Below are 20,191 nucleotides of genomic sequence, written 5' to 3' on the forward strand. Positions count from 1 at the left end.
GCAGATGTTCGGAAGCAGCAAATCCAACCGTGAAGGCCAGCTGGTGGTGGATGCCCTGATCGGCAACCAGGTGGTGATCCGCGGCGATGTGGAATTCAGTGGTGGCCTGTATGTGGAAGGCCGCATCCACGGCAAGGTGATCGCCGCCGAAGACGCCAGCGGCGCGACCCTGACGGTCGCCGAGCATGGCGTGATCGAGGGCGAGATCCGCGCCCAGGTGGTGGTCATCAGCGGTCGTCTCGATGGCGACGTGCATGCCACCGAAAAGGTCGAGCTGACCCCGAGCGCGCGGGTCAACGGCAACGTCCATTACCAGGTGGTGGAGATGAATGCGGGTGCCCAGCTGAACGGCCGCCTGATCCATGCCAGCGCGCCGATGGCGGCCCTGCCGGCCCCTGAAGGCGACGACGCCAATGGTGGCAAGGGTGACACTGCCGCACGCCGCAAGCTGGCCGAGGCGATGGCTTGAAAGCCGTCGTCGGCGCCCCCATGCTGACGGCATGAGCACGCTAGTCTCCCTGCCCGGCGCCACCCCGGCCGCCGCGCCCGATTACCAGTCGCTGGAGCGCCCGCTGATCTTCACCGAGTCGGCGGCCGCCAAGGTCAAATCCCTGATCCAGGAAGAGGGCAACCCCGACCTGGCCCTGCGCGTGTACATCGAGGGAGGCGGCTGTTCGGGCTTCCAGTACGGGTTCGAGTTCGACGAGAACCGCGCCGAGGACGACCTGGCGGTACAGACCAGCGGGGTGACCCTGCTGGTCGACCCGCTGAGCCTGCAGTACCTGATGGGTGCCGAGGTGGACTACACCGAAAGCCTGACCGGTGCGCAGTTCGTGATCCGCAACCCGAACGCGAAGACCACCTGCGGCTGCGGCAGCAGCTTCAGCATGTAGTAGATCCACGCCATGCGTGGATGCGCGGTGTCCACGACCTCGCCCGTGGACCACTCGGGCAGACTGCGCACAGCGCCGACCTTGCCACCTGCATCGATTGGCGGCACGCTTGCCGGATGCCCAATACTCCTTCGCCGCTTTCCGGTTTCGCCTTCGTGGGCGAACCGCTGGAGCGCGCCGATGCCCTGCGCGAAGATGCCGATGCACTGGCGCGCCTGTGGCCGGGCGCGCGCATTCTGGTGCTCGATCAGGACGGCAGCACCTTCATCGGCGATGACGACCAGCCGCTGGCGCTGACCGGCGCCGACATCGGCGGTGGTCCCGGCTCCGCGATCTTCCTCGGCCTGCGCGGGGAACAAGCGTGGTTCTCGGTTGAAGCCGCCAGCGTCACCGTCACCGCACCACGTCGCCTCGACCTGCGCCAGGCCGCCCTGCTGTGGCCGGTGGCTGATGCGACCGCTTTCAGCTACGCCCGTGGCATGTCCTACTGGCACTCGCGCACCCGTTTCTGCGGTGTATGTGGTGGTGCCGTGGCGTTCGCCCGCGGCGGCTTCGTGGGGCGTTGCGCGCAGTGTTCCACCGAGCACTACCCGCGTGTCGACCCCGCTGTGATCGTGGCGGTTGAAAACCAGGGCCGCCTGCTGCTCGGCCGCCAGTCGAACTGGGCGCCACGTCGCTACTCGGTGCTGGCCGGCTTTGTCGAACCGGGCGAGACCTTCGAGCAGACCGTGGTGCGCGAAGTCCACGAGGAGAGCAAGGTGCGGGTGACCGCCTGCCAGTACCTCGGTTCGCAGCCCTGGCCATTCCCGGGTGCGCTGATGGTTGGCTTCCGCGCACAGGCGCACGCCGATCTGCCGACCGTGGATGGTGAACTGGAGGATGCGCGCTGGTTCAGTGCCGAGGAGGTCGGTGCCGCGCTGGCACGTGATGACCAGGACGATGGCGAGGGTATCCGCCTGTCACCGCCGATCTCGATTTCGCGAGGGCTGATCGAGCACTGGTACCGGCAGCAGAAGGGCTGAGCCCGGCCGGCGGGGGCGCCTGTATTGCCGCCACCTGAACACGGCCCGGGTTACAGTCCGGTTCACCGCTGAGGGCGTCGCTGCGACAGGTAAGGTAGCGACGCCGAGCGATCTGTTTCGTAGGGAGACCCGCCATGTTCACCACTCTGGCCGCCGTGCTGGTCGCATTGGCCCTGGGCCATGTCGCTCCGGCCGCTGCTGCCTCGCTGCGCCGTTTCGACGGCTTCCGGCGCTGGCTGGGCTGGCTGGATGCGCGTGGTGGAAAGGCCTGGCAGGGGCCGGCGGGTGTTGCCCTGGCACTGCTGCCGCCGCTGCTGCTGATGGGTCTGCTGGCCTGGCTGCTGCGCGGGGTACTGTTCGGCCTGCCGTCGCTGTTGCTGGGCGTGGCGGTGCTGGCCTGGTGCTGGGGCCCGCGTGACCTGGACCGTGATATCGAGGCCATCATCGATGCCGACGATGCGGCCACGCGGCAGGCTGCAGTGCGCAACCTGCAGTCGGCTGGCGGCAGCCTGCGCGAAGACATTCCGTCGCTGGTCGAGGCGACGGTGCTCAACGCACTGCGGCGCTGGTTCGCGGTGTTGTTCTGGTTCCTGTTGCTGGGCCCGGCCGGCGCGCTGGGTTACCGGCTGCTGGCGCTGATGGCGGAAAGCCCGATGCGCGCACGCGTGCCGGTGGAGCCGCTGGCGCTGGCGCAGCGCCTGCTGGGCTGGATCGAGTGGCCGGTGGCGCAGCTGATGGCGTTCTCGATGGCGCTGGTCGGCAATTTCGATACGGCGTGGAAGGCCTGGCGCCAGGCGCACGGTGAGCGCCTGGCAGGCAGCATCGGGTTCCTGGGCGCGGTGGCGCGGGCCAGCGTCAATGCCGAACTGCGCGAGGATGCGCATGACTACACCGACGCAGGGCTGTTGCCGGTGTGGCAGCGGTTGCCGGACCTGCGCGATGCGATGAGCCTGGTGTGGCGGATGCTGCTGCTGTGGCTGGCGATCCTCGCCCTGCTGGTGATTGCAGGCTGGGTGACGTAGTTGCTTTGCAGGGCTTGCAGCCCTGCACCTGCAGAGGCAACAGCAACAGCAACAGCAGCTCTGGATTGGTGATGGTTGGGCGGGGCGGTGTGGGGTTGCAGGACACGCCGTAAACCCGTCCTTGGGGGCTCGATGGCGCCATCCATGGCGCCAACGGTCCTGCAGCCCCACACCGCCCCACCCCCGACAGATTCCCGCGGCTGTTGGTAGGTGTCGACCTTGGTCGACACGGTAGATCCACGCCATGCGTGGATGCAGAGCGAAGCGATCCGCTTTTGCTTTTGATCTTTTCTTTCTTTTCCGTGGTGGACGCGCACGGAAACTGTCCGTGGCCGGGCGGGTGGGCTGCGCAGGGGCGTGAGCCGCATGGATGCGGCGACCGAGCTTACATGGACGTACTCGCAGCGACCCCTGCGCAGTCCACCCGCCCGGCCTATCCCATGACCGACAAACGCCGCCCACCACGAGGGGCTGCGCCGTTGGCTGGAAACCTAGATCGGCGCCAGTGCAGTGAACGGTGCCCACGGCAGGTTGCGCAGCAGCGCATAGCCGGGCAGCACCCAGAGCCAGAACACGGGATTGGCCAGCACCCGCATCAGCGGGTCGAGCACGCGTGGGCGGATGCCGGCGATGTTCAGCAGCATCAGCAACAGGAACGGCAGGCTGATGACCAGCAGCGGGTTCATCGCCATCGCGCCGGGCAGGTCGAAGTGGACCAGGGAATACAGGCAGCGCGTGCTGCCACAGCCCGGGCAGTACAGGCCGGTCAGCGCGTACAGCGGGCAGCTCGGCAGGGGATTGCCGGCCACATACGGATTGACGTTGCGCAGCACCACCGTGGCACCCACGGCCAGGCCGGCGGAAACCAGCAGCGGCGCCCAGCGGGCAAGTCGGGAACGGGCGGGAAGCGCGGACATGCAACAACGGATCCGGCGCAGGCGCCGGACCCGTCCAGGCGTATCAGTAGCCGCTGTTGCTCATCGCGCCCATGCCGCCGAGCACAACGAAGAACAGCACGTACAGCACGACCAGCACGGCCCAGGCGATGGCCGACCAGATGGCCCACTTCTTGGCCTTGGCGGCCGAATCCTGGGCGCCGGCGATGTCGCCAGCGGCCAGCTTGCCGTTGACCTGGGCGGCGTAGACGATCGACACGATGCCGGCCGGCAGGCAGCAGAACAGGGTGGTCAGGATGGCCCAGACCAGGTTGTTCGGGACCTGCGGAGTAGCGGTATTCATGGGTTCAAGCTCCTTGATGGGTGGTGGTGGTGAATCATTGGTCGGAAAGAGCGCCCAGTACGGCCAAGCCGCCGAACAGCCCGAACCACAACAGCAACAGGACCGGCAGGGCCACGGCCGAAGCCACCGCCCACCAGCCCGCCTTGCGCGACGCGCTGTAAGCCCCCGGCAGATCGCCTGCCGCGCGGCGGCCATCGACCTGGGAGGCATAGACGATCGACACCACGCCCAACGGCAGGCAGCAGAACAGCGTCGTCAGGATCGCCCAGACCAGATGGTTGGGGATGTAGACCGGACGGCTGAGCGGTGGTGGTTGATTCAAAGCGAGACTCCATTCCTTGGTGGCCGGCCTTGGTGAATCAGCCGGACCTCCCCCCTGTGGGTGCGTAATCTACCGCAACCGGCGTTGCATGTATGCGTTTACAGTCACTGCCCGCCGTGTTTGCCACTGGACGGTGGCGTATGCGGGGCGGGTCGCTGGGCCCGCCTGGCGGGCCGATTCCGTCAGGCGTGATCGCCACGCAGGGTCCGCACCTGGGCTTCCAGTGCCTGGGCGCTGGTGGCGTGGCCATCCACGGCCGGTGCCGCCACCACCTCGACGGTGGCGCGGAAACGGCGCGGCACCCGCATGCGGCCCAGGCGGCTGTCGCGCCGGCTCCACATGCTCGACCACATGCCGCGCAGGGCCATCGGCACCACCGGCACCGGCCGCCGTTCGAGGATCTTCTCCACCCCGGACTTGAACGGGGCCATCGCGCCATCCTTGGTCAGTGCGCCTTCCGGGAAGATGCAGACCAGTTCGCCTTCGGCCAACGCGGCGTCGATCTCATCGAACGCGCGCTGCATCAGCACCGGGTCCTCGCGTGCACCGGCAATCGGGATCGCCTTGGCTGTGCGGAAGATCCAGCGCATCACCGGGATGTTGAAGATCTTGTAGTACATGACGAAGCGCACCGGGCGCGGGATCGTCGCCGACAGGATCAGTGCGTCCATGTAGCTGACATGGTTGCAGACCAGCAGCGCGGCGCCTTCGTCGGGCACGTTGGCCTCGATGCCGTGTGGGCGCAGCCGGTACAGGGTGCGCACCATCAGCCAGCTGAGGAAGCGCATCAGGAATTCGGGGACGATGGTGAAGATGTAGATCGCCACCAGCGCGTTGGCGATGGCCAGCGCCAGGAACTGCTGCGGGATGGTCCAGTGCAGCAGCTTGTGCGCGGCCAGCGACAGCAGGGCCGCGCCGACGATGAAGCCGGAGTTCTGGATGTTCAGCGCGGCGAACACGCGCGACATCTGCGCTTTCGGCGTACGGCTCTGGATCAGCGCGAACAGCGGCACCACGAAGATGCCGGTGAACAGGCCGATGCCGATCAGGTCGATGACGATGCGGATGCTGCCGGGCTGCTGCAGGAAGGTGCCGACGGTCAGTCCGTGCGCGGTCGCCTCGCCGTTGCGGGCGAAGTACAGGTCAAGCAGGAAGGCGGTCATGCCGAACGCGCCCAGCGGCACCAGGCCGATTTCCACCGTGCGTGCCGACAGCTTCTCGCACAGCAGCGAGCCGACGCCGGTGCCGACCGAGAACAGGGCCAGCGCGAAGATGTACAGGGTCGGCTCACCGCCCAGATTGGTGACTGCGTAGGCCGGCAGCTGCGAAGTCAGCACGGTGCCGACGAACCAGAACCAGGACACGCCGAGGATCGAGTTGCGCACCGCTTTCTGCTGGCGCGCCATGCGCAGCACCGCCAGCGATTCCGGCAGCGGGTTCCAGTTGATCTTCAGGTTGGGATCGCCGGCATCGACCCTGGGAATCAGCCGTGCGGCGATGTTGCCGCAGATCGCCAGCGCGATGATCGCGCACGCGGCCACCACCGTGCCGTGGCTGCCGGCCACGGTGAACACCAGGCCGCCGACGATCATGCCGGACAGGATCGACATCGAGGTGCCCATCTCCACCAGGCCGTTGCCACCGGTCAGTTCCTCGGGCTTGAGCACCGACGGCAGCACCGAATACTTCACCGGGCCGAACAGCGTGGATTGCATGCCGGTGCAGAACAGCGCCACCAGCAGCACCGGCAGGCTCTGGGTGAGGAAGCCGGTGGCGGCCAGCGACATGATCACGATCTCCATGGTGGTGGTGATCACGATCAGTCGCGATTTTTCCAGTTTGTCGGCGATCTGCCCGGCCAGTGCCGAGAACAGGAAGTACGGCAGGATGAAGATGGCCGGCGCCAGCGTGGCATACAACCCCAGTTCTTCCTCCGGCACGGCCATGAACAGCAGCATGCTGATGATCGCCTGCCGGTACACGTTGTCGTTGAACGCACCGAGCGCCTGGACGACGAAGAACGGCAGGAAACGGCGCTGGCGCAGCAGGGCGAACTGGTTGTGACCGGACATGGAGCCTCCTTGACCGGCGCAGCCTAGCATTCCTGCCCGCGTGTCGGGACTGCGGCGAGGCGCATCCACGCATGGCGTGGATCTACCCAGCCCCCATCGCTGTGGGTGCGGACCTGTGGGTGCGGACCGTTGGTCCGCACACTTTGAAAGATCTCAGACGATATCGTCGACCACGCCGCCATCCACGCGCAGCGCCGCACCGGAGGTGGCCGAAGCCTGCGGGGACGCCAGGTACACCACCATGTTGGCTACTTCCTCGACCGTGGCGGTGCGCTGGATCACCGAAGAAGGCCGGTGTGCCATCACGAACTCGCGGCCGATCTGCTCCAGCGGCTTGCCACTGCGCTGGCGTTCATCTTCGAACATTGCCGCGAAGCCGTCGGACAGGGTTGGGCCGGGCAACACCGCGTTGACGGTGACGCCACTGCCGGCCACGCGCTTGGCCAGGCCGCGCGACAGCGACAACTGTGCGGTCTTGCTGACCCCGTAATGGATCATGTCGGCGGGAATGTTGCGTGCCGATTCGGAGGAAATGAACAGCACGCGGCCCCAGCCGGCGTCGACCATCGCCGGCAGCAACGCCCGCGACAGGCGCACGCCGGACATCACGTTGGTCTGCCAGTAACGCTCCCAGGTTGCATCGTCGGTCTCGAAGAAGTCCTCGGGGCCGAAGATGCCGGCATTGTTGACCAGGATGTCGACCCTGGGCAGGCCGGCCAGCAGCGTGTCGACGCCGTCCGCATCGGAGAGGTCGGCGGCGACGCCGATCACGTCGGCACCCGGAACGGCGGCGAGCAGGCGCTGGCGGGCACGCTCGACGCTGTCGGTGCTGCGGCCATTGAGAATGACCCGCGCACCCGCGGTGGCCAGCCCCTGGGCGATGGCCTGGCCGATGCCGGCGGTGGAGGCGGTGACCAGCGCGGTGCGGCCGGCGAGTTCGATTTTCATGGCGATGATCCGGAGCAGGGGATCACCCAGTATCCGCGCGGGAACGTGATCGAACTGCAGCGCCAGGCGCAACGCGCTGTTGCACACGGCGCAGTAGATCCACGCCATGCGTGGATGGGATGTCCGATCAGCGCTGGGCGATCAGGTCAGGCTGGTCACCGCCTCATTCGCGGCCGCCCGCACCTTCGGCAGCAGGCGCAGCACCAGCGCCATCTGGGTGCGGATCAGCTGCAGCTTCGGCGGCATCGCCTCATCGATCTGTTCCAGCTCGGCGGCCACCGCACGATCAGCGTCGTTGTCATCTTCCGCGACCTGCTGCCGTGCGGCCAGGGCCGCCGCCAGCTGCTGCAGTGCCTTCCGCACGCGATCACCTGCGGCCAAGGCCAGTGGATCGCCGGCGTAGCTGTCCACCTGGTCGCGGTGCGCGCCCAGCGCCGACAAGTGCCCCAGCAGCGTGTTGGAAAGCGCCAGGAAGTGGAAGCCGGCATCCAGGTTGCGGCGCACGTGGCCGGGTTCGCGCAGCATGTTCGACAACGCGGTGGACAGCGCGGCATCGGCGTTGTGCATGTCGCGACGGGCGATGCGGTAGGCCAGGTCATCGCGCATGCCGCTGCGGTACTGGCCCAGCACCGAATCGAGGTAGCGCGCGGCGGTATCCAGCACCCGCGCCAGCACCCGATGCAGCTGGCGGCCCTGCCAGTCGGGCAGGATCAGGAACGCGGCGGCGGCGGCGATCGCGCAGCCCAGCAGCGTATCGACCATGCGCGGCACGATCAGCACGAAGCCATCGCCGATCAGGTTGAAGCAGGTCAGGGCCATTACGGTGATCGCCGCCGATGCCACCAGGTAGCGATCAGTACGGGTGAAGAAGAACAGCAGCGCCGACAGCAGCGCGATCAGCAGCTGCACGTGCAGTTGCGGGAACAGCTGCAGCAGCGCCCAGGTCAGCACGAGGCCGGCCACGGTGCCGACGATGCGCTGTGCCAGGCGCTGGCGGGTGGCGCCGAAGTTGGGCCGGCACACGAATACGATGGTCAGCAGCACCCAGGAGCCGTTCTGTGCGTTGAACAGCCGGATCGCCGCGAAACCGGCGATCAGCGCCAAGGCCATGCGCAGGCCGTGGCGGAACAGCACCGAACCGGGGGTGAGCTGCTGGCGGATACGCACGCCCATCTCGCGCAGGGTGTGCGGATTGCTGTCGCGCAGGCGGGTATCGACGTTGTCCAGGCTGGCCTCGGAGCGCTCGGCATCCAGCAGGCGGCGCTCGATGCTGCGCAGGTTGTGCACCAGCAGGTCCAGCGAACCGAGCAGGCGCTGCCACTGCGGGCGCTGCTGGTCGCGCAGGTAGGCCAGCGCATCGGCCAGGTCGCGCCCCGCCTGCTGGTTGCTTTCGCCATACACGAACGGGCGGCGCAGGCGGATTGCCTCACCCAGCCGCGCGCAGGCCTGGCCCTGCAGATCGAGCAGGCGCTGGCAGCGGTACAGCACGTCGCTGTGGAAGAAGGCATCGACCAGGGCGCCGTACGGGTAGTGCGAGGAACTGGCGCGCTCGTGGAAGTCCTGTGCCATGTAGTACAGGCGCAGGTACAGGCCGGAGTTCACGCCGGGCCGGCCGGAGCGGCCGAAGCGGGCCAGGATCGCCGTCTTGGCCTCGTTCAATGCGCCGACCACGCGCCGGTTCTGCTCGGCCAGATCGAGCTGCCGGCGTTGCAGGTCGGCCTCACGTACCGGCTCGAACAGGGCGGCCTTCAGCTGCAGGTAGCGGCCCAGTTCGATGTAGAGCCGCGCCACGCGTTCGCGCACCGGGCGGTTGGCGAACAGTGCGGTCCACAGGATCGACAGCAGTCCGTACCAGACCGCACCCGCCAGCAGGTGGCTGACGGCGTCCAGCGCGCTGTGCAGATCGGTGGCGCCGTGCTGCTCCAGGCCGATCATGGTGTAGATCGCCAGCGTGACCGTGGCCTGGGCGATGGATGCATAGCGCTCGCCGAGCGCGCCGAGCAGGGTCAGGCAGAAGGTGGACAGTGCCAGCGCGCCGATGAAGATCCACGGCCACGGGAACAGCCAGATCACCGATGCCGCGGCGATGCAGAAGCACAGCAGCGACAGCACCACGGCCTTGGTCCGGCCCCACCAGTTGTCGTCGGTCTCGGCAATGGCGCTGGCGATGATGCCGAGGAAAACGCCGGGCAGGGCGGTCAGTGCATCCAGCTGCCAGCACACGGCAAGCGCTGCGGTCAGGGCGATGAACACCCGCAGGCCATAGCTGGCCTTTTCGTGTGCCCACAGGCGGCTGAGGCGGGATTCGCGTGCGGACATGCAGGCTCGGTGGAAGGATCTCCCACCATTATTGCGGGTGCGGGGTGAAGGGGACAGCCCGCGAAGGAATACCCGGTAGTGCCSGCCGCWGGCCGGCKCTCATGCGCCCGGACGGAGGTGCGAGGAGCCGGCCGGCGGCCGGCGCTACCGGTATGCCGGGCATTACATGTCGAACCGCACGCTCAGCGCAACGGTGCGCGGCAGGCCGGCGCCGGCGTTGGACCAGTACTTCCGGTTGGCCAGGTTCTCGACGCTGGCACGCAGGGTCACCGGGTGGCCCGAGGCAAGCAGCCGGTAGCCGACGCCGGCATTGACCAGCGTGTAGCCGGGTAGCTTCAGCGTATTGTCGGCGTCGTACCAGATATCGCCGTAGTAGCGCACGGCCGCATACGTTTCCAGGCCGTCCACCCACGGCAGCTGGTAGGTGGCGTGCAGTACGCCGCTCCAGCGCGCAGCACCGGCGGTGCGCTTGCCTTCCTGCGAGGCGCTGCCCGGCGACAACCTGTCGTAGGTCGGGTCCAGCCAGGTCACGCCGCCCCCCACCGTCAGCGCGTCTGTCAGGTGCAGGTCGGCACTGGCTTCGATGCCTTCGTACAGCGTGATGCCATCCTGCACCAGGCGCTTGCCGGCCGGCGTGAGCTCATCGATGTTGGCACCACGTTCCAGCCGGAACGCGGCCACGTTCGCATTCCAGCGCGCCGCTTCGACCTTCGCGCCGATCTCGTACTGCGTGCTGATGGTGGGATCGAGCACGTCGCCCGCGTTGATGTAGCTGTTGCCCACGCGGCTGCCGGCCTCCAGCGATTCGATGTAGCTGGCGTAAAGGGTGACCGCCTCGCTGGGCTTGAACATCACGGCGTAGGTCGGGGTGACCGGGTAGGTGTGGTAACGCCCCTTGGTTTCGAAGTCGTTGTAGCGCCAGCCCGCCAGCACAGACCAGCCACCGCCGAGGTTCACCGTATCGCTTGCGAACACCGCCTGCTGCACGGTCTCGTCGCCACGGGTCATCACCCGCGAACCGACGGCGTCGTGGCGGATGGCATGGCGCTGGTACAGGTTGGCGCGGCCGATCAGGCTCCATTCGTAGGGACGGTCCCAGCCCAGCCCGGTCTGGTGGCTGATGCCTGCCACCACCTGGTGCTGCAGCGGACCGGTGCGGAAGCTGCCCTGCAGCATCGCCTGGGCCAGCTTCCACTCGCTCTTGCCGCCCAGTTCGTAGACGTTGACGTCATGGTCGCCGTTGAGATCGTCGATGTAGGCGAAGATCTTGTTGACGTCGTTCCACGAGGTGGTGACGCCGTAACTCACGCTGGCATTCCAGTTGCTGTTGATCTGCCAGTTCAAGCCGGTCGACAGCAGGCTCGATCGGGTGTCGTAGTAGGTGCCGGGCACGCCATTGTCGACGTCGCCGGCAATCGGGCGCGGTGCCGAGGTAAGGCCGCGGAAGTAGTACTGCGGCGCTTCGCCGCTGAGATCGCGCGACTGGAAGACGCCATCCAGGGTCCAGGTCAGGCGATCGGTCAGCCGTGCGTCCAAGGCGAGTGCACCGACCTTGCGGTCCACGCGGCCCCCGTTGAAGGTCTCGCCCTTCTCCCGGTAGGCGTTGAAACGGTAGCCGAACATCTGCTCGTTGCCGAAGCGGCCGCCGGCATCGATGCCGCCACTGACGATGCCCTGCTCGCGCCAGCCCAGCTGGGCGGAGAAGGTGGGCGTATCGGTCGGCTTCTTGGTGATGTAGTTGACGATGCCACCGGGTGCACCGAAACCATAAAGGAAGCCGCCCGGGCCTTTCAGCAGATCGACCTGTTCCATTACCTCCAGCGGCCATTCGGTGCCCCAGGAAGAGACCTGCAGGCCATTGACCCGATAGCTGTCGAAGTTCAGGTCGATGCCACGGTTGCGGATCGGTGAACTCCAGCCACTGGCATAGGCGCTGACCTGGGTGGTGACCGAAGGGTCGAGCAGGAAGGCTTCGCCCAGCGAGACCACCTGGCGCTGCTCGATCTGCTCGCGGCCCACGGCGGTGATCGCAAACGGGGTATCGCGCAGGGCGCGATCACCAAGGGCGCCAGCGTCGGCGTGGGTGCGTTCGGCGGTGACCTTGACCGCATCCAGTTCGGTGGCACTACGGTTGCCGCGGTCCGGTGCGGATTGAGCATGCGCGGCACACGCCACGGACAGGGAAATGGCAAGCAGGGCCGGGCGGCACAGCAGGTGCGATGGCATGGTTCGGTGATCCTCGGCGGGCGGCCACGGGCCATCCGCCCACAGGTGGGGGAAGGGGCAGTGGCTGGGATCACGCAGGCTGGCCGGAGATGGCAGCGGGGCGCCGCGGAGGGGCGCAGGACCATGGCTGGATGAGAATTGTTCTCTTTTCGTTACGGCGCGTCAAATCCGGCGACGTGCGAACCAACAGTCCGCACCCACCATCGGCACCCGCCATTTGCATCCACGGTAGTGCCGGCCGCCGGCCGGCAGATTGGCTGTATGGAGAAAGCCGGCCAGCGGCCGGCGCTACCAGTAGATCCACGCCCTGCGTGGATGGGCCCTTTTACGCCCGCTGCGCGCGCTTGAGCAGCCTTGCCTCGCGCTTGCGTGCGCGCCGTGCCCGCCAGCGTTCGGCCAGGCACGAGAAGATCACGTACAGCGCCGGCGTGCTGAGCAGGGTCAGGCTCTGCGAGAACAGCAGGCCGCCGATCATCGCGATGCCCAGCGGACGCCGCAGCTCGGACCCTTCGCCCAGGCCGATCGCCAGCGGCACCGCCGCCAGGATCGCCACCATCGTGGTCATCATGATCGGGCGGAAGCGCACGATGCTGGCCTCGCGCGCAGCATCGCGTGGTGCCAGGCCGTGCTCGCGCTGCGCCACCAGCGCGAAGTCGATCATCATGATCGCGTTTTTCTTGACGATGCCGATCAGCAGCACCAGCGCGATCATCGAGATCACCGACAGCTCGGTGTTGGTACCGAACAGCGCCAGCAGCGCACCCACGCCCGCCGCCGGCAGCGTGGACAGGATGGTGACCGGGTGGATCAGGCTCTCGTAGAGCATGCCCAGCACCAGGTACACGGTCAGGATCGCGGCAAACACCAGGATCAGCATGTCGCTGGGGTCGGAGTTGAAGCCGAAGCCGGCGTCATCGGCCAGACGGATGTCGCCCGGCATGCGCATGCCGGCCACGGTGGCATCGATGATCGCCTTGGCTTCACCCATGCTCACGTCCGGGGCCAGGTTGTAGCTCAGGTCCATCGTCGTGTACTGGTTTTCATGGGTGATCTGCGACGGCGCCAGGCCCGGCACCTGGGTCGCCACCGCGGTGATCGGCACCATGTCGCCGTTGCGCGCACGCACGTAGACCTCGTCCAGCGCCGCCGGCGTGGCCGTCTGCGAGGGCAGGGCGTTGACCACCACGCTGTACTGGTTGATGTCGGAGTAGATGGTGGAGATCTGGCGCTGGCCGAACGCACCGTACAGCGCGCCATCGATGGCGCCGACGGTGATGCCCAGGCGCGCGGCCTTGGCGCGGTCGATCTCGATGTTCTGGCGCAGGCCGGCGTTGTCCACGTCGGTGCCGACGTCGCGCAGCTTCGGGTTCTTCTTCAATTCCGCCTGCAGCCTGGGCAGCCATTCCTGGAGCGATGCCAGGTCGTTGCCCTGCAGCGAGATGCGGTACTGCGCGCCCTGGCTGGAACCGCCGCCGTCGTTGCTGGGAAGATCCTGGATCGCACGCAGGCGAAGCTGCAGGTCGGGGTAGCGGTCGGCCTTGGCACTCAACCGCGCCAACGCATGCGCGGTGGTTTCGCGGCGACCGTCGCTGCGCGACTTCAGCTCGATGTTGAACTGTGCGCTGGAGCCCTGGCGGCCACTGCCCAGGCGCACGCCCACGGTCTTCACCGCGGGGTCGGCCATCAGCATGTCGGTGATGCGGCGCTGGCGGGCCACCATGTCCTCGAAGGACACGGTGGCGCTGGAGTTGGCGCGGCCCCAGATCAGGCCGGTGTCCTGCGGCGGGAACGCGCCCTTCTTCACCGCGCCGAACAGGAAGACGGTGACGCCGATCAGGATCAGCGGGGTCAGCGACATCAACAGCGCGTGGCGCAGCGAGAAGTCGAGGAACACGGTGTAGACGCGCAGCATGCGTTCGTGGCCGGCATCCAGCCAGCGGCCGAAGCGCGACGGCGGCGCAGCGTGATCGTGGGCACTGAGGAAGCGGCTGCACAGCGCCGGGGTCAGCGTCAGCGAGACGATCATCGACACCACGATGGCCGCCACCAGGGTGACGGTGAACTCGCGGAAGAACGCGCCCATCATGCCGCTGGCGAACAGCAGCGGAATGAACACCGCCACCAGCGAGGCGGTGATCGAGACGATGGTGAAGCCGATCTCCCGCGCGCCGGTCAGCGCCGCCTGCATGCGTGGCATGCCCTCGTCGAGATGGCGCATGATGTTCTCGATCACCACGATCGCATCGTCGACCACGAAGCCGATCGCGATCACCAGCGCCAGCAGGCTCAGGTTGTTCAGGGTGAAGCCCATCACGTACATCACCAGCGCGGCACCGGCCAGCGACAGCGGCACGGTCACCGCGGCGATCAGCGTCGGTGCCAGCCGGCGCAGGAACAGCGCCATGGTCAGCACCACCATCGCCAGGCTGATCAGCAGGGTGATCTGCACTTCATGCAGCGACGAGCGGATGGTGGGCGTACGGTCGAAGTACGGCGTCATCGTGGTGCCCGGCTGCAGGTAGTCGCGCAGGGTCGGGATCTGTGCCTTGACCCGGTCCACGGTCTCCACGATGTTGGCGCCGGCGCGGGTGAACACGTACATCACCACCGCCGGCTTGTGGTCGAACCAGGCCGCCTGGTAGGCGTCCTGCTGGCCGTCGTAGACGTTGGCGATGTCCTTCAGGCGGATCACCCGGCCATCGCCCTGGGTCTTGACCACCAGGTTGGCGAAATCGGCCGCGCGCGCCACCGAATCGTTGGCGATGATCGCGGTGGTGGTGTTGCCATCGCTGAGGAAGCCGGTGGGCGAGGTCACGTTGGCCGCGCGCACCGCGTTGCGCAGGTCATCGGCGGTCAGGCCGAGCGCGTTCATCAGGCGCAGGTTGACGTCCACGCGTACCGCTGGCGTCGACGCACCGGCGATGTCGACCGAGGCGACGCCGCTGATCTGGCGGATGCGCTGGGCCAGCAGCGAGTCGGCGACGTTGTACAGCTCGTCGGCCGACTGCGTCTGCGAGGTCAGCGCGATGGCGATGACCGGGTCGTCGTTCGGATTCGCCTTCTGGTACATCGGCGATCCCATGCCCGAGGGCAGGTCGGCCTGCGCCGAGTTGATCGCGGTCTGTACGTCCAGCGCGGCCGAATCGATGTTGTGGCCGCTCTGGAAGATCATGAACACCAGCGAGCTGCCTTCCGAACTCGACGAGCGCATGCGGTCGATGCCCGGCAGCTGGCCGAGGTGGCGTTCCAGCGGCGCGGTGACCGTGGACGCCATGGTCGCCGCATCGGCGCCGGACTGGCTGGCATGCACGAAGATCACCGGGATCTCGATGTTCGGCAGTGCCGACACGCCCAGGCGCAGGTAGCAGATCAGGCCGACCATGAACAGGCCGATGGCCAGCAGGGCGGTGCCGATCGGGCGACGGATGAAGGGGCCGGACAGGTTCATCGTGCGGTCCCCCGCGGCAGCGGGGCGTGGATCATGCCTGCGGCTCCTGCAGCGAACCGTCGCGCAGCGCGCGCTGTTCGCGGCGGCGCGCCAGCCATTCGGAGAAGCGCTCCATGTACAGGTAGATCACCGGCGTGGTGTACAGCGTGACCAGCTGCGACAGCAGCAGGCCGCCGACGATGGCGATGCCCAGCGGGCGGCGCAGTTCCGAGCCGATACCGGTGCCCAGCGCCAGCGGCAGCGCGCCCAACATGGCCGCGGCGGTGGTCATCATGATCGGGCGGAAGCGCAGCAGGCAGGCACGGCGGATTGCCTCGTGCGCGTTGGCACCGGCGCGGCGGGCCTCGATCGCGAAGTCCACCATCATGATGCCGTTCTTCTTGACGATGCCGATCAGCAGCACGATGCCGACGATGCCATCCACCGACAGGCTCAGCCCGCACAGCATCAGTGCCAGCAGCGCGCCGACACCGGCCGGCGGCAGCGTGGAGATGATCGTGATCGGGTGGATGTAGCTCTCGTAGAGCACGCCCAGCACGATGTAGATCACCACCAGCGAGGCCAGCAGCAGCCACACCACATCGGTCTGGCTGCCGGTGAATTCGGCGGCCTTGCCGATGAACTCGGCATGCAGGTGGGTCGGCATGTCCAGGCTGTCCTTGGTTTCCTGGATCGCGCGCACGGCTTCGGACAGCGAATAGCCCGGCGCCACGTTGAACGACACCGTCACCGCCGGCAGCTGCTGCTGGTGGCTGACCACCAGCGGTGCGCTGCTGACCTTGCCTTCGGCCAGCGCCGACAGCGGGATGATGTTGCCGGCGCCGACGGTGATGCCGGTGTTCTGCGCGCCGATGCCGGTGGCGGTCGACGAGTTGGACGAGGTGACCTGGCCGAAGCTGGTGGCGTTGGTGCCGGTCAGCGCGCCAGCACCGTTGGAGGCCACGGCCAGCTGTTCCATCAGCGCGGTGCTGGTGCGGAACTCCGGTGCGACTTCCAGCACCACGCGGTACTGGTTGAGCTCGGTGAAGATGGTCGAGATCTGGCGCTGGCCGAACGCATCGTAGAGCGTGTCATCGATGGTCTGCATCGGCACGCCCAGCACGCTGGCCTTGTCGCGGTCGATGTTCAGTTCAAGCGCGCGTCCCTGGTTGGACAGGTTGTTGTCGACGTCGGCCAGCTCCGGGCGCTTGCGCAGCGCTTCGGTCAGGCGCGTGGCCTGGGTCGCCACCGTTGCTGAATCCACGTCCGACAGCGAGTACTGGTACTCGGTGGCGGCCACGCGGGTATCCAGGGTCACGTCCTGCACCGGTTTCAGGTACAGCGCCACGCCCGGAATGCCGGCCACCGCCTTCTGCAGGCGCGGCAGGATCTCGTCCAGGCCGTCGCGCTGGCTGCGCTCCTTCAGCACGATCGACAGCTGGCCCTGGTTGAGCGTGGGGTTCATGCTGCCAGCGCCGATGAAGGCCGACACGCCGGTCACATCCGGATCGTGCCGCAGTGCTTCGGCGACCTGCTTGGTGCGCTGCTCCATCTGCGGGAAGGCGATGTTCTGGTCGGCCTGAACCACGCCGGTGATCAGACCGGTGTCCTGTTCGGGCAGCAGGCCCTTGGGAATCAGCACGTACAGCAGCACGGTCAGCACCAGTGCGGCGCCGGCCACGGCCAGGGTCAGGCGCTGGTGGCCGAGTACCCAGTCCAGGCTGTGTTCGTACAGGCCCACGGTACGCGTCCACAGGTTCTGCTTGCCGGCCGCCGCCGCACGCTCATGCGCGTCCTCGCCCTCGGGCAGGGCGTCTGGCTTGAGCAGGTAGGCGCACATCATCGGGGTGAGCGTCAGCGAAATCAGCATCGACAGCACCACGGCGATGCTCAGCACCCACGCGAACTCGTGGAACAGGCGGCCGGTGACGCCGGGCATCAGCAGCAGCGGCAGGAACACCGCCACCAGCGAGACGGTCAGCGACAGCACGGTGAAACCGATCTGGCGCGCACCGATCTCGGCCGCTTCCTTGCCACTCTTGCCCTGCTCGATGTAACGCACGATGTTCTCGATCATCACGATCGCATCGTCGACCACGAAGCCGGTGGCCACCACCAGCGCCATCAGCGAGAGGTTGTCCAGCGACATGCCGGCGAAGGCCATCACCGCGAAGGTGCCGGCCAGCGACAGCGGTACCGCCACCGAGGGAATGATCGTGGCCCACAGCCGGCGCAGGAACACGAAGATCACCGCCACCACCAGGCCGATGGTGAGGATGAGGGTGAACTGCACTTCATGCACCGAGGCGCGGATGGTCTCGGTGCGGTCGTTGAAGATCTCCAGGTGCACATCGGCCGGCAGCACGCCCTGCAGCTGCGGCAGGATCGCGCGGATGCGCTCGACGGTCTGCACGATGTTGGCGCCCGGCTGGCGACGCACTTCCAGCAGCACCGCCGGCTTGCCATCGGCCCAGGCGGCAAGCTGGTCGTTCTCCACGCCATCGATCACCTCGGCCACGTCGGACAGCCGCACCGGGCGGCCGTTCTTGTAGCTGATGATGGTGTCGCGGTACTCGGCGGCGCTGGCCAGCTGGTCGTTGGTGCCGATGCTGTAGGACTGGGTCTTGCCGTTCAACGATCCCTTCGGCGCATTGACGTTGGCCTGGGTCAGCGCGCTGCGCAGCTGCTCCAGGGTCAGGCCCATGTTCGACAGCTGCGCCGGATTGACCTGGATGCGCACGGCCGGGCGCACGTTGCCGGCGATCGAGACCAGGCCCACGCCCTGCACCTGCGACAGGCGCTGGGCCAGGATCGAGTCGGCGTAATTGTTGACGTCGCGCAGCGGGCGCGTGTCGGAGGTCAGTTTCAGGGTGACGATGGCCGCATCAGCCGGGTTCACCCGGTTGTAGACCGGCTGGTAGGGCAGCGACGAGGGCAGGGTGGCCTGGCGGATCGCCGCCTGCACGTCCTGCGCGGCGATGTCGATGTCGCGGTCCATCGAGAACTGCAGGATGATCGTCGACAACCCGGCCGACGAGTCCGACGTCATCAGCTCCAGTCCGGAAATCTGCCCGAACTGGCGCTCCAGCGGCGTGGTGACCAGCGAAGCCATGGTGGTGGCGTTGGCGCCGGGGTACTGGGTGGTGACCACCAGGCTGGGCGCATCGATTTCCGGTAGCGCCGACACCGGCAGCTTGCGGTAACCGAGGATGCCCAGCAGCAACAGGCCCGCCATCAACAGCGAGGTAGCGATCGGGCGGCGGATGAAGATCGTCGAAAAGCCCACGGACTGATCCTTGCTGGCACTTCAATGTCGGCGCCGGCAGGTCCGCCGGCGCGAGGGAGAACCGTGGCCTGCGCTCAGCGCGGACCACCACCGCGACGGCCACCGCCGCCACCGTTCTTCTGCTCGGCTGCCTTCAGCTCGGCCTCGGTCGGTGCGGCCGGGGTTTCGCCCGGCTTCAGCGCGGTGACCTTGCTGCCCGGCTTCAGGCGGAACTGGCCTTCGCTGACCACCCGCTCGCCGCCCTTCAGGCCTTCGGCGATCTGCACCTGGCTGTCGCCCACTTCCACGCCGCTGCGCACGGTCTGCATCTTCACCGTGTTGTCGCCCTGCACGACGTAGACGTACTCGCCGTCCGGCCCACGCAGCACGGCCTGGGTCGGAATGACCACGCCACCGCCAATGGTGCGCAGCTGCATGCGCACGTTGACGAACTGACCCGGCCACAGGCCGTTGTCGGTGTTGTCGAACAGCGCGCGCGCCTTGAACGTGCCGCTGTCGGCACTGATCAGGTTGTCGACCACGTCCAGCCTGCCGTCACCGGACAGCACGTGCGAATCGGCGCGGTCCAGCGCGGCCACCGGCACCGCACCGGCGGCCTGCGCCTGGCGCACGTCGCCGAGCTGGCGTTCGGGCAGGTTGAACAGCACATGGATCGGGTGGACCTGGGTCAGCGTGACCAGGGCGGTACCGGCGCTGACCACGTTGCCCGCGTCGACCGCACGGATGCCGGCGATGCCGGAGATCGGGGCGGTGACCCGGGTGTACTGCAGCTGCACCTGTGCCGAGCGCATGCTGGCATCGTTCGCCGCGACTGCGCTCTCGTACTGTGCCACTTGGTTTCGTTGTGTATCCAGATCGGTCTTGGCGACGAACTGGCGATACTCCGGCGCATTCGAGCGCTGGTAGTTGGAGCGCGCGGTGGCCAGCAGCGCCTCGTTCTGGCGCTTGGCCGCCGCTGCCTGGTCGTAGCTGGCCTGGGCGGTGCGAGGATCGATCACTGCCAGCACGTCGCCCTTCTTCACTTCCTGGCCTTCGCGGAAGTTCAGGCTCATCAGCTGGCCGCCCACCTGCGGGCTGACGGTGACAGTGTTCATTGCCGTCACCGTACCCAGTGCGCTGGCATACACCGGTACGTCCTGGCGCGTGGCCTCGACCACGGTCACCGGCACCGGGCCGGCATCCGGGTCTTCGCCACCCTGGCGCGCTCCCGCCGCCGGCTTTCCAGCCTTGTCCTTGCCCCCGCCGATGACGCGCAGGCCGACCACGGCCAGCACCAGAACCGCCACGACCAGCAGCACGATCTTCCAAACACGTGACATTACGAGGACTCCAAGAGGGCTGGACGGGGCGCGGCCCCGGTTGGCAATGCGCAAAGCATACCTGTGCCACATCACGTTTCCTGCATGACGGATGGG

Annotated in this window: 14 protein-coding genes; 4 read left to right on the forward strand and 10 right to left on the reverse strand. The window is 67.4% G+C overall.

Features of this window, described 5'->3' with window-relative positions; all coding sequences use genetic code 11:
- Positions 1 to 4: 4 nt before the first annotated feature.
- The 4 genes from D7T59_RS02430 (at position 5) to ampE (ending at position 2,937) form a co-directional block, all read left to right on the forward strand.
- A complete protein-coding gene (locus D7T59_RS02430; protein ID WP_180850954.1) occupies positions 5 to 469 on the forward strand; it encodes a bactofilin family protein in 465 nt (154 codons plus the stop codon).
- Positions 470 to 500: 31 nt separating this feature from the next.
- On the forward strand, positions 501 to 893 hold the full coding sequence (erpA, locus tag D7T59_RS02435; RefSeq protein WP_180850955.1) for an iron-sulfur cluster insertion protein ErpA: 393 nt from the start codon (positions 501 to 503) through the stop codon (positions 891 to 893).
- 116 nt (positions 894 to 1,009) lie between these two features.
- Positions 1,010 to 1,915 (forward strand): NAD(+) diphosphatase, encoded by a 906-nt coding sequence (gene nudC, locus D7T59_RS02440; RefSeq protein ID WP_180850956.1) that lies wholly within the window; start codon positions 1,010 to 1,012, stop codon positions 1,913 to 1,915.
- A 134-nt stretch (positions 1,916 to 2,049) separates the two neighbouring features.
- On the forward strand, positions 2,050 to 2,937 hold the full coding sequence (ampE, locus tag D7T59_RS02445; protein WP_164138492.1) for a regulatory signaling modulator protein AmpE: 888 nt from the start codon (positions 2,050 to 2,052) through the stop codon (positions 2,935 to 2,937).
- 491 nt (positions 2,938 to 3,428) lie between these two features.
- Here the strand turns inward: ampE and D7T59_RS02450 are convergent, their stop codons facing one another.
- The 10 genes from D7T59_RS02450 to D7T59_RS02495 form a co-directional block, all read right to left on the reverse strand.
- Positions 3,429 to 3,854 (reverse strand): DUF2752 domain-containing protein, encoded by a 426-nt coding sequence (locus tag D7T59_RS02450; RefSeq protein WP_006473646.1) that lies wholly within the window; start codon positions 3,852 to 3,854, stop codon positions 3,429 to 3,431.
- Positions 3,855 to 3,897: 43 nt separating this feature from the next.
- On the reverse strand, positions 3,898 to 4,176 hold the full coding sequence (locus D7T59_RS02455; RefSeq protein ID WP_005411298.1) for a CD225/dispanin family protein: 279 nt from the start codon (positions 4,174 to 4,176) through the stop codon (positions 3,898 to 3,900).
- Positions 4,177 to 4,210: 34 nt separating this feature from the next.
- The gene (locus tag D7T59_RS02460; RefSeq protein ID WP_005419784.1) at positions 4,211 to 4,498 is read right to left on the reverse strand and encodes a CD225/dispanin family protein; all 288 of its coding nucleotides are present in this window, start codon (positions 4,496 to 4,498) and stop codon (positions 4,211 to 4,213) included.
- A 182-nt stretch (positions 4,499 to 4,680) separates the two neighbouring features.
- A complete protein-coding gene (locus D7T59_RS02465) occupies positions 4,681 to 6,570 on the reverse strand; it encodes an MFS transporter (RefSeq protein ID WP_180850958.1) in 1,890 nt (629 codons plus the stop codon).
- 153 nt (positions 6,571 to 6,723) lie between these two features.
- Positions 6,724 to 7,518, reverse strand: coding sequence for an SDR family NAD(P)-dependent oxidoreductase (locus D7T59_RS02470; RefSeq protein ID WP_180850959.1), 795 nt, complete (start codon positions 7,516 to 7,518; stop codon positions 6,724 to 6,726).
- A 141-nt stretch (positions 7,519 to 7,659) separates the two neighbouring features.
- The gene (gene yccS / locus D7T59_RS02475) at positions 7,660 to 9,837 is read right to left on the reverse strand and encodes a YccS family putative transporter (RefSeq protein ID WP_180850960.1); all 2,178 of its coding nucleotides are present in this window, start codon (positions 9,835 to 9,837) and stop codon (positions 7,660 to 7,662) included.
- 162 nt (positions 9,838 to 9,999) lie between these two features.
- On the reverse strand, positions 10,000 to 12,063 hold the full coding sequence (locus D7T59_RS02480) for a TonB-dependent siderophore receptor (protein WP_180850961.1): 2,064 nt from the start codon (positions 12,061 to 12,063) through the stop codon (positions 10,000 to 10,002).
- 325 nt (positions 12,064 to 12,388) lie between these two features.
- Positions 12,389 to 15,511 (reverse strand): efflux RND transporter permease subunit, encoded by a 3,123-nt coding sequence (locus D7T59_RS02485; protein ID WP_180850962.1) that lies wholly within the window; start codon positions 15,509 to 15,511, stop codon positions 12,389 to 12,391.
- A gap of 31 nt (positions 15,512 to 15,542) precedes the next feature.
- The gene (locus tag D7T59_RS02490; protein WP_180850963.1) at positions 15,543 to 18,776 is read right to left on the reverse strand and encodes an efflux RND transporter permease subunit; all 3,234 of its coding nucleotides are present in this window, start codon (positions 18,774 to 18,776) and stop codon (positions 15,543 to 15,545) included.
- Between the two features lie 74 nt (positions 18,777 to 18,850).
- Positions 18,851 to 20,095 (reverse strand): efflux RND transporter periplasmic adaptor subunit, encoded by a 1,245-nt coding sequence (locus D7T59_RS02495; protein ID WP_180850964.1) that lies wholly within the window; start codon positions 20,093 to 20,095, stop codon positions 18,851 to 18,853.
- Positions 20,096 to 20,191 lie beyond the last annotated feature (96 nt).

Source organism: Stenotrophomonas maltophilia (assembly GCF_013464915.1).
GTDB classification, from domain to species: domain Bacteria; phylum Pseudomonadota; class Gammaproteobacteria; order Xanthomonadales; family Xanthomonadaceae; genus Stenotrophomonas; species Stenotrophomonas maltophilia_AT.

Bases quoted from the DNA above. Each gene is read 5' to 3' on its own strand.
- D7T59_RS02430 (WP_180850954.1), top strand. From the start codon at position 5: ATGTTCGGAAGCAGCAAATCCAACCGTGAAGGCCAGCTGGTGGTGGAT.
- erpA (WP_180850955.1), top strand. From the start codon at position 501: ATGAGCACGCTAGTCTCCCTGCCCGGCGCCACCCCGGCCGCCGCGCCC.
- nudC (WP_180850956.1), top strand. From the start codon at position 1,010: ATGCCCAATACTCCTTCGCCGCTTTCCGGTTTCGCCTTCGTGGGCGAA.
- ampE (WP_164138492.1), top strand. From the start codon at position 2,050: ATGTTCACCACTCTGGCCGCCGTGCTGGTCGCATTGGCCCTGGGCCAT.
- D7T59_RS02450 (WP_006473646.1), bottom strand. From the start codon at position 3,854: ATGTCCGCGCTTCCCGCCCGTTCCCGACTTGCCCGCTGGGCGCCGCTG.
- D7T59_RS02455 (WP_005411298.1), bottom strand. From the start codon at position 4,176: ATGAATACCGCTACTCCGCAGGTCCCGAACAACCTGGTCTGGGCCATC.
- D7T59_RS02465 (WP_180850958.1), bottom strand. From the start codon at position 6,570: ATGTCCGGTCACAACCAGTTCGCCCTGCTGCGCCAGCGCCGTTTCCTG.
- D7T59_RS02470 (WP_180850959.1), bottom strand. From the start codon at position 7,518: ATGAAAATCGAACTCGCCGGCCGCACCGCGCTGGTCACCGCCTCCACC.
- yccS (WP_180850960.1), bottom strand. From the start codon at position 9,837: ATGTCCGCACGCGAATCCCGCCTCAGCCGCCTGTGGGCACACGAAAAG.
- D7T59_RS02480 (WP_180850961.1), bottom strand. From the start codon at position 12,063: ATGCCATCGCACCTGCTGTGCCGCCCGGCCCTGCTTGCCATTTCCCTG.
- D7T59_RS02485 (WP_180850962.1), bottom strand. From the start codon at position 15,511: ATGAACCTGTCCGGCCCCTTCATCCGTCGCCCGATCGGCACCGCCCTG.
- D7T59_RS02495 (WP_180850964.1), bottom strand. From the start codon at position 20,095: ATGTCACGTGTTTGGAAGATCGTGCTGCTGGTCGTGGCGGTTCTGGTG.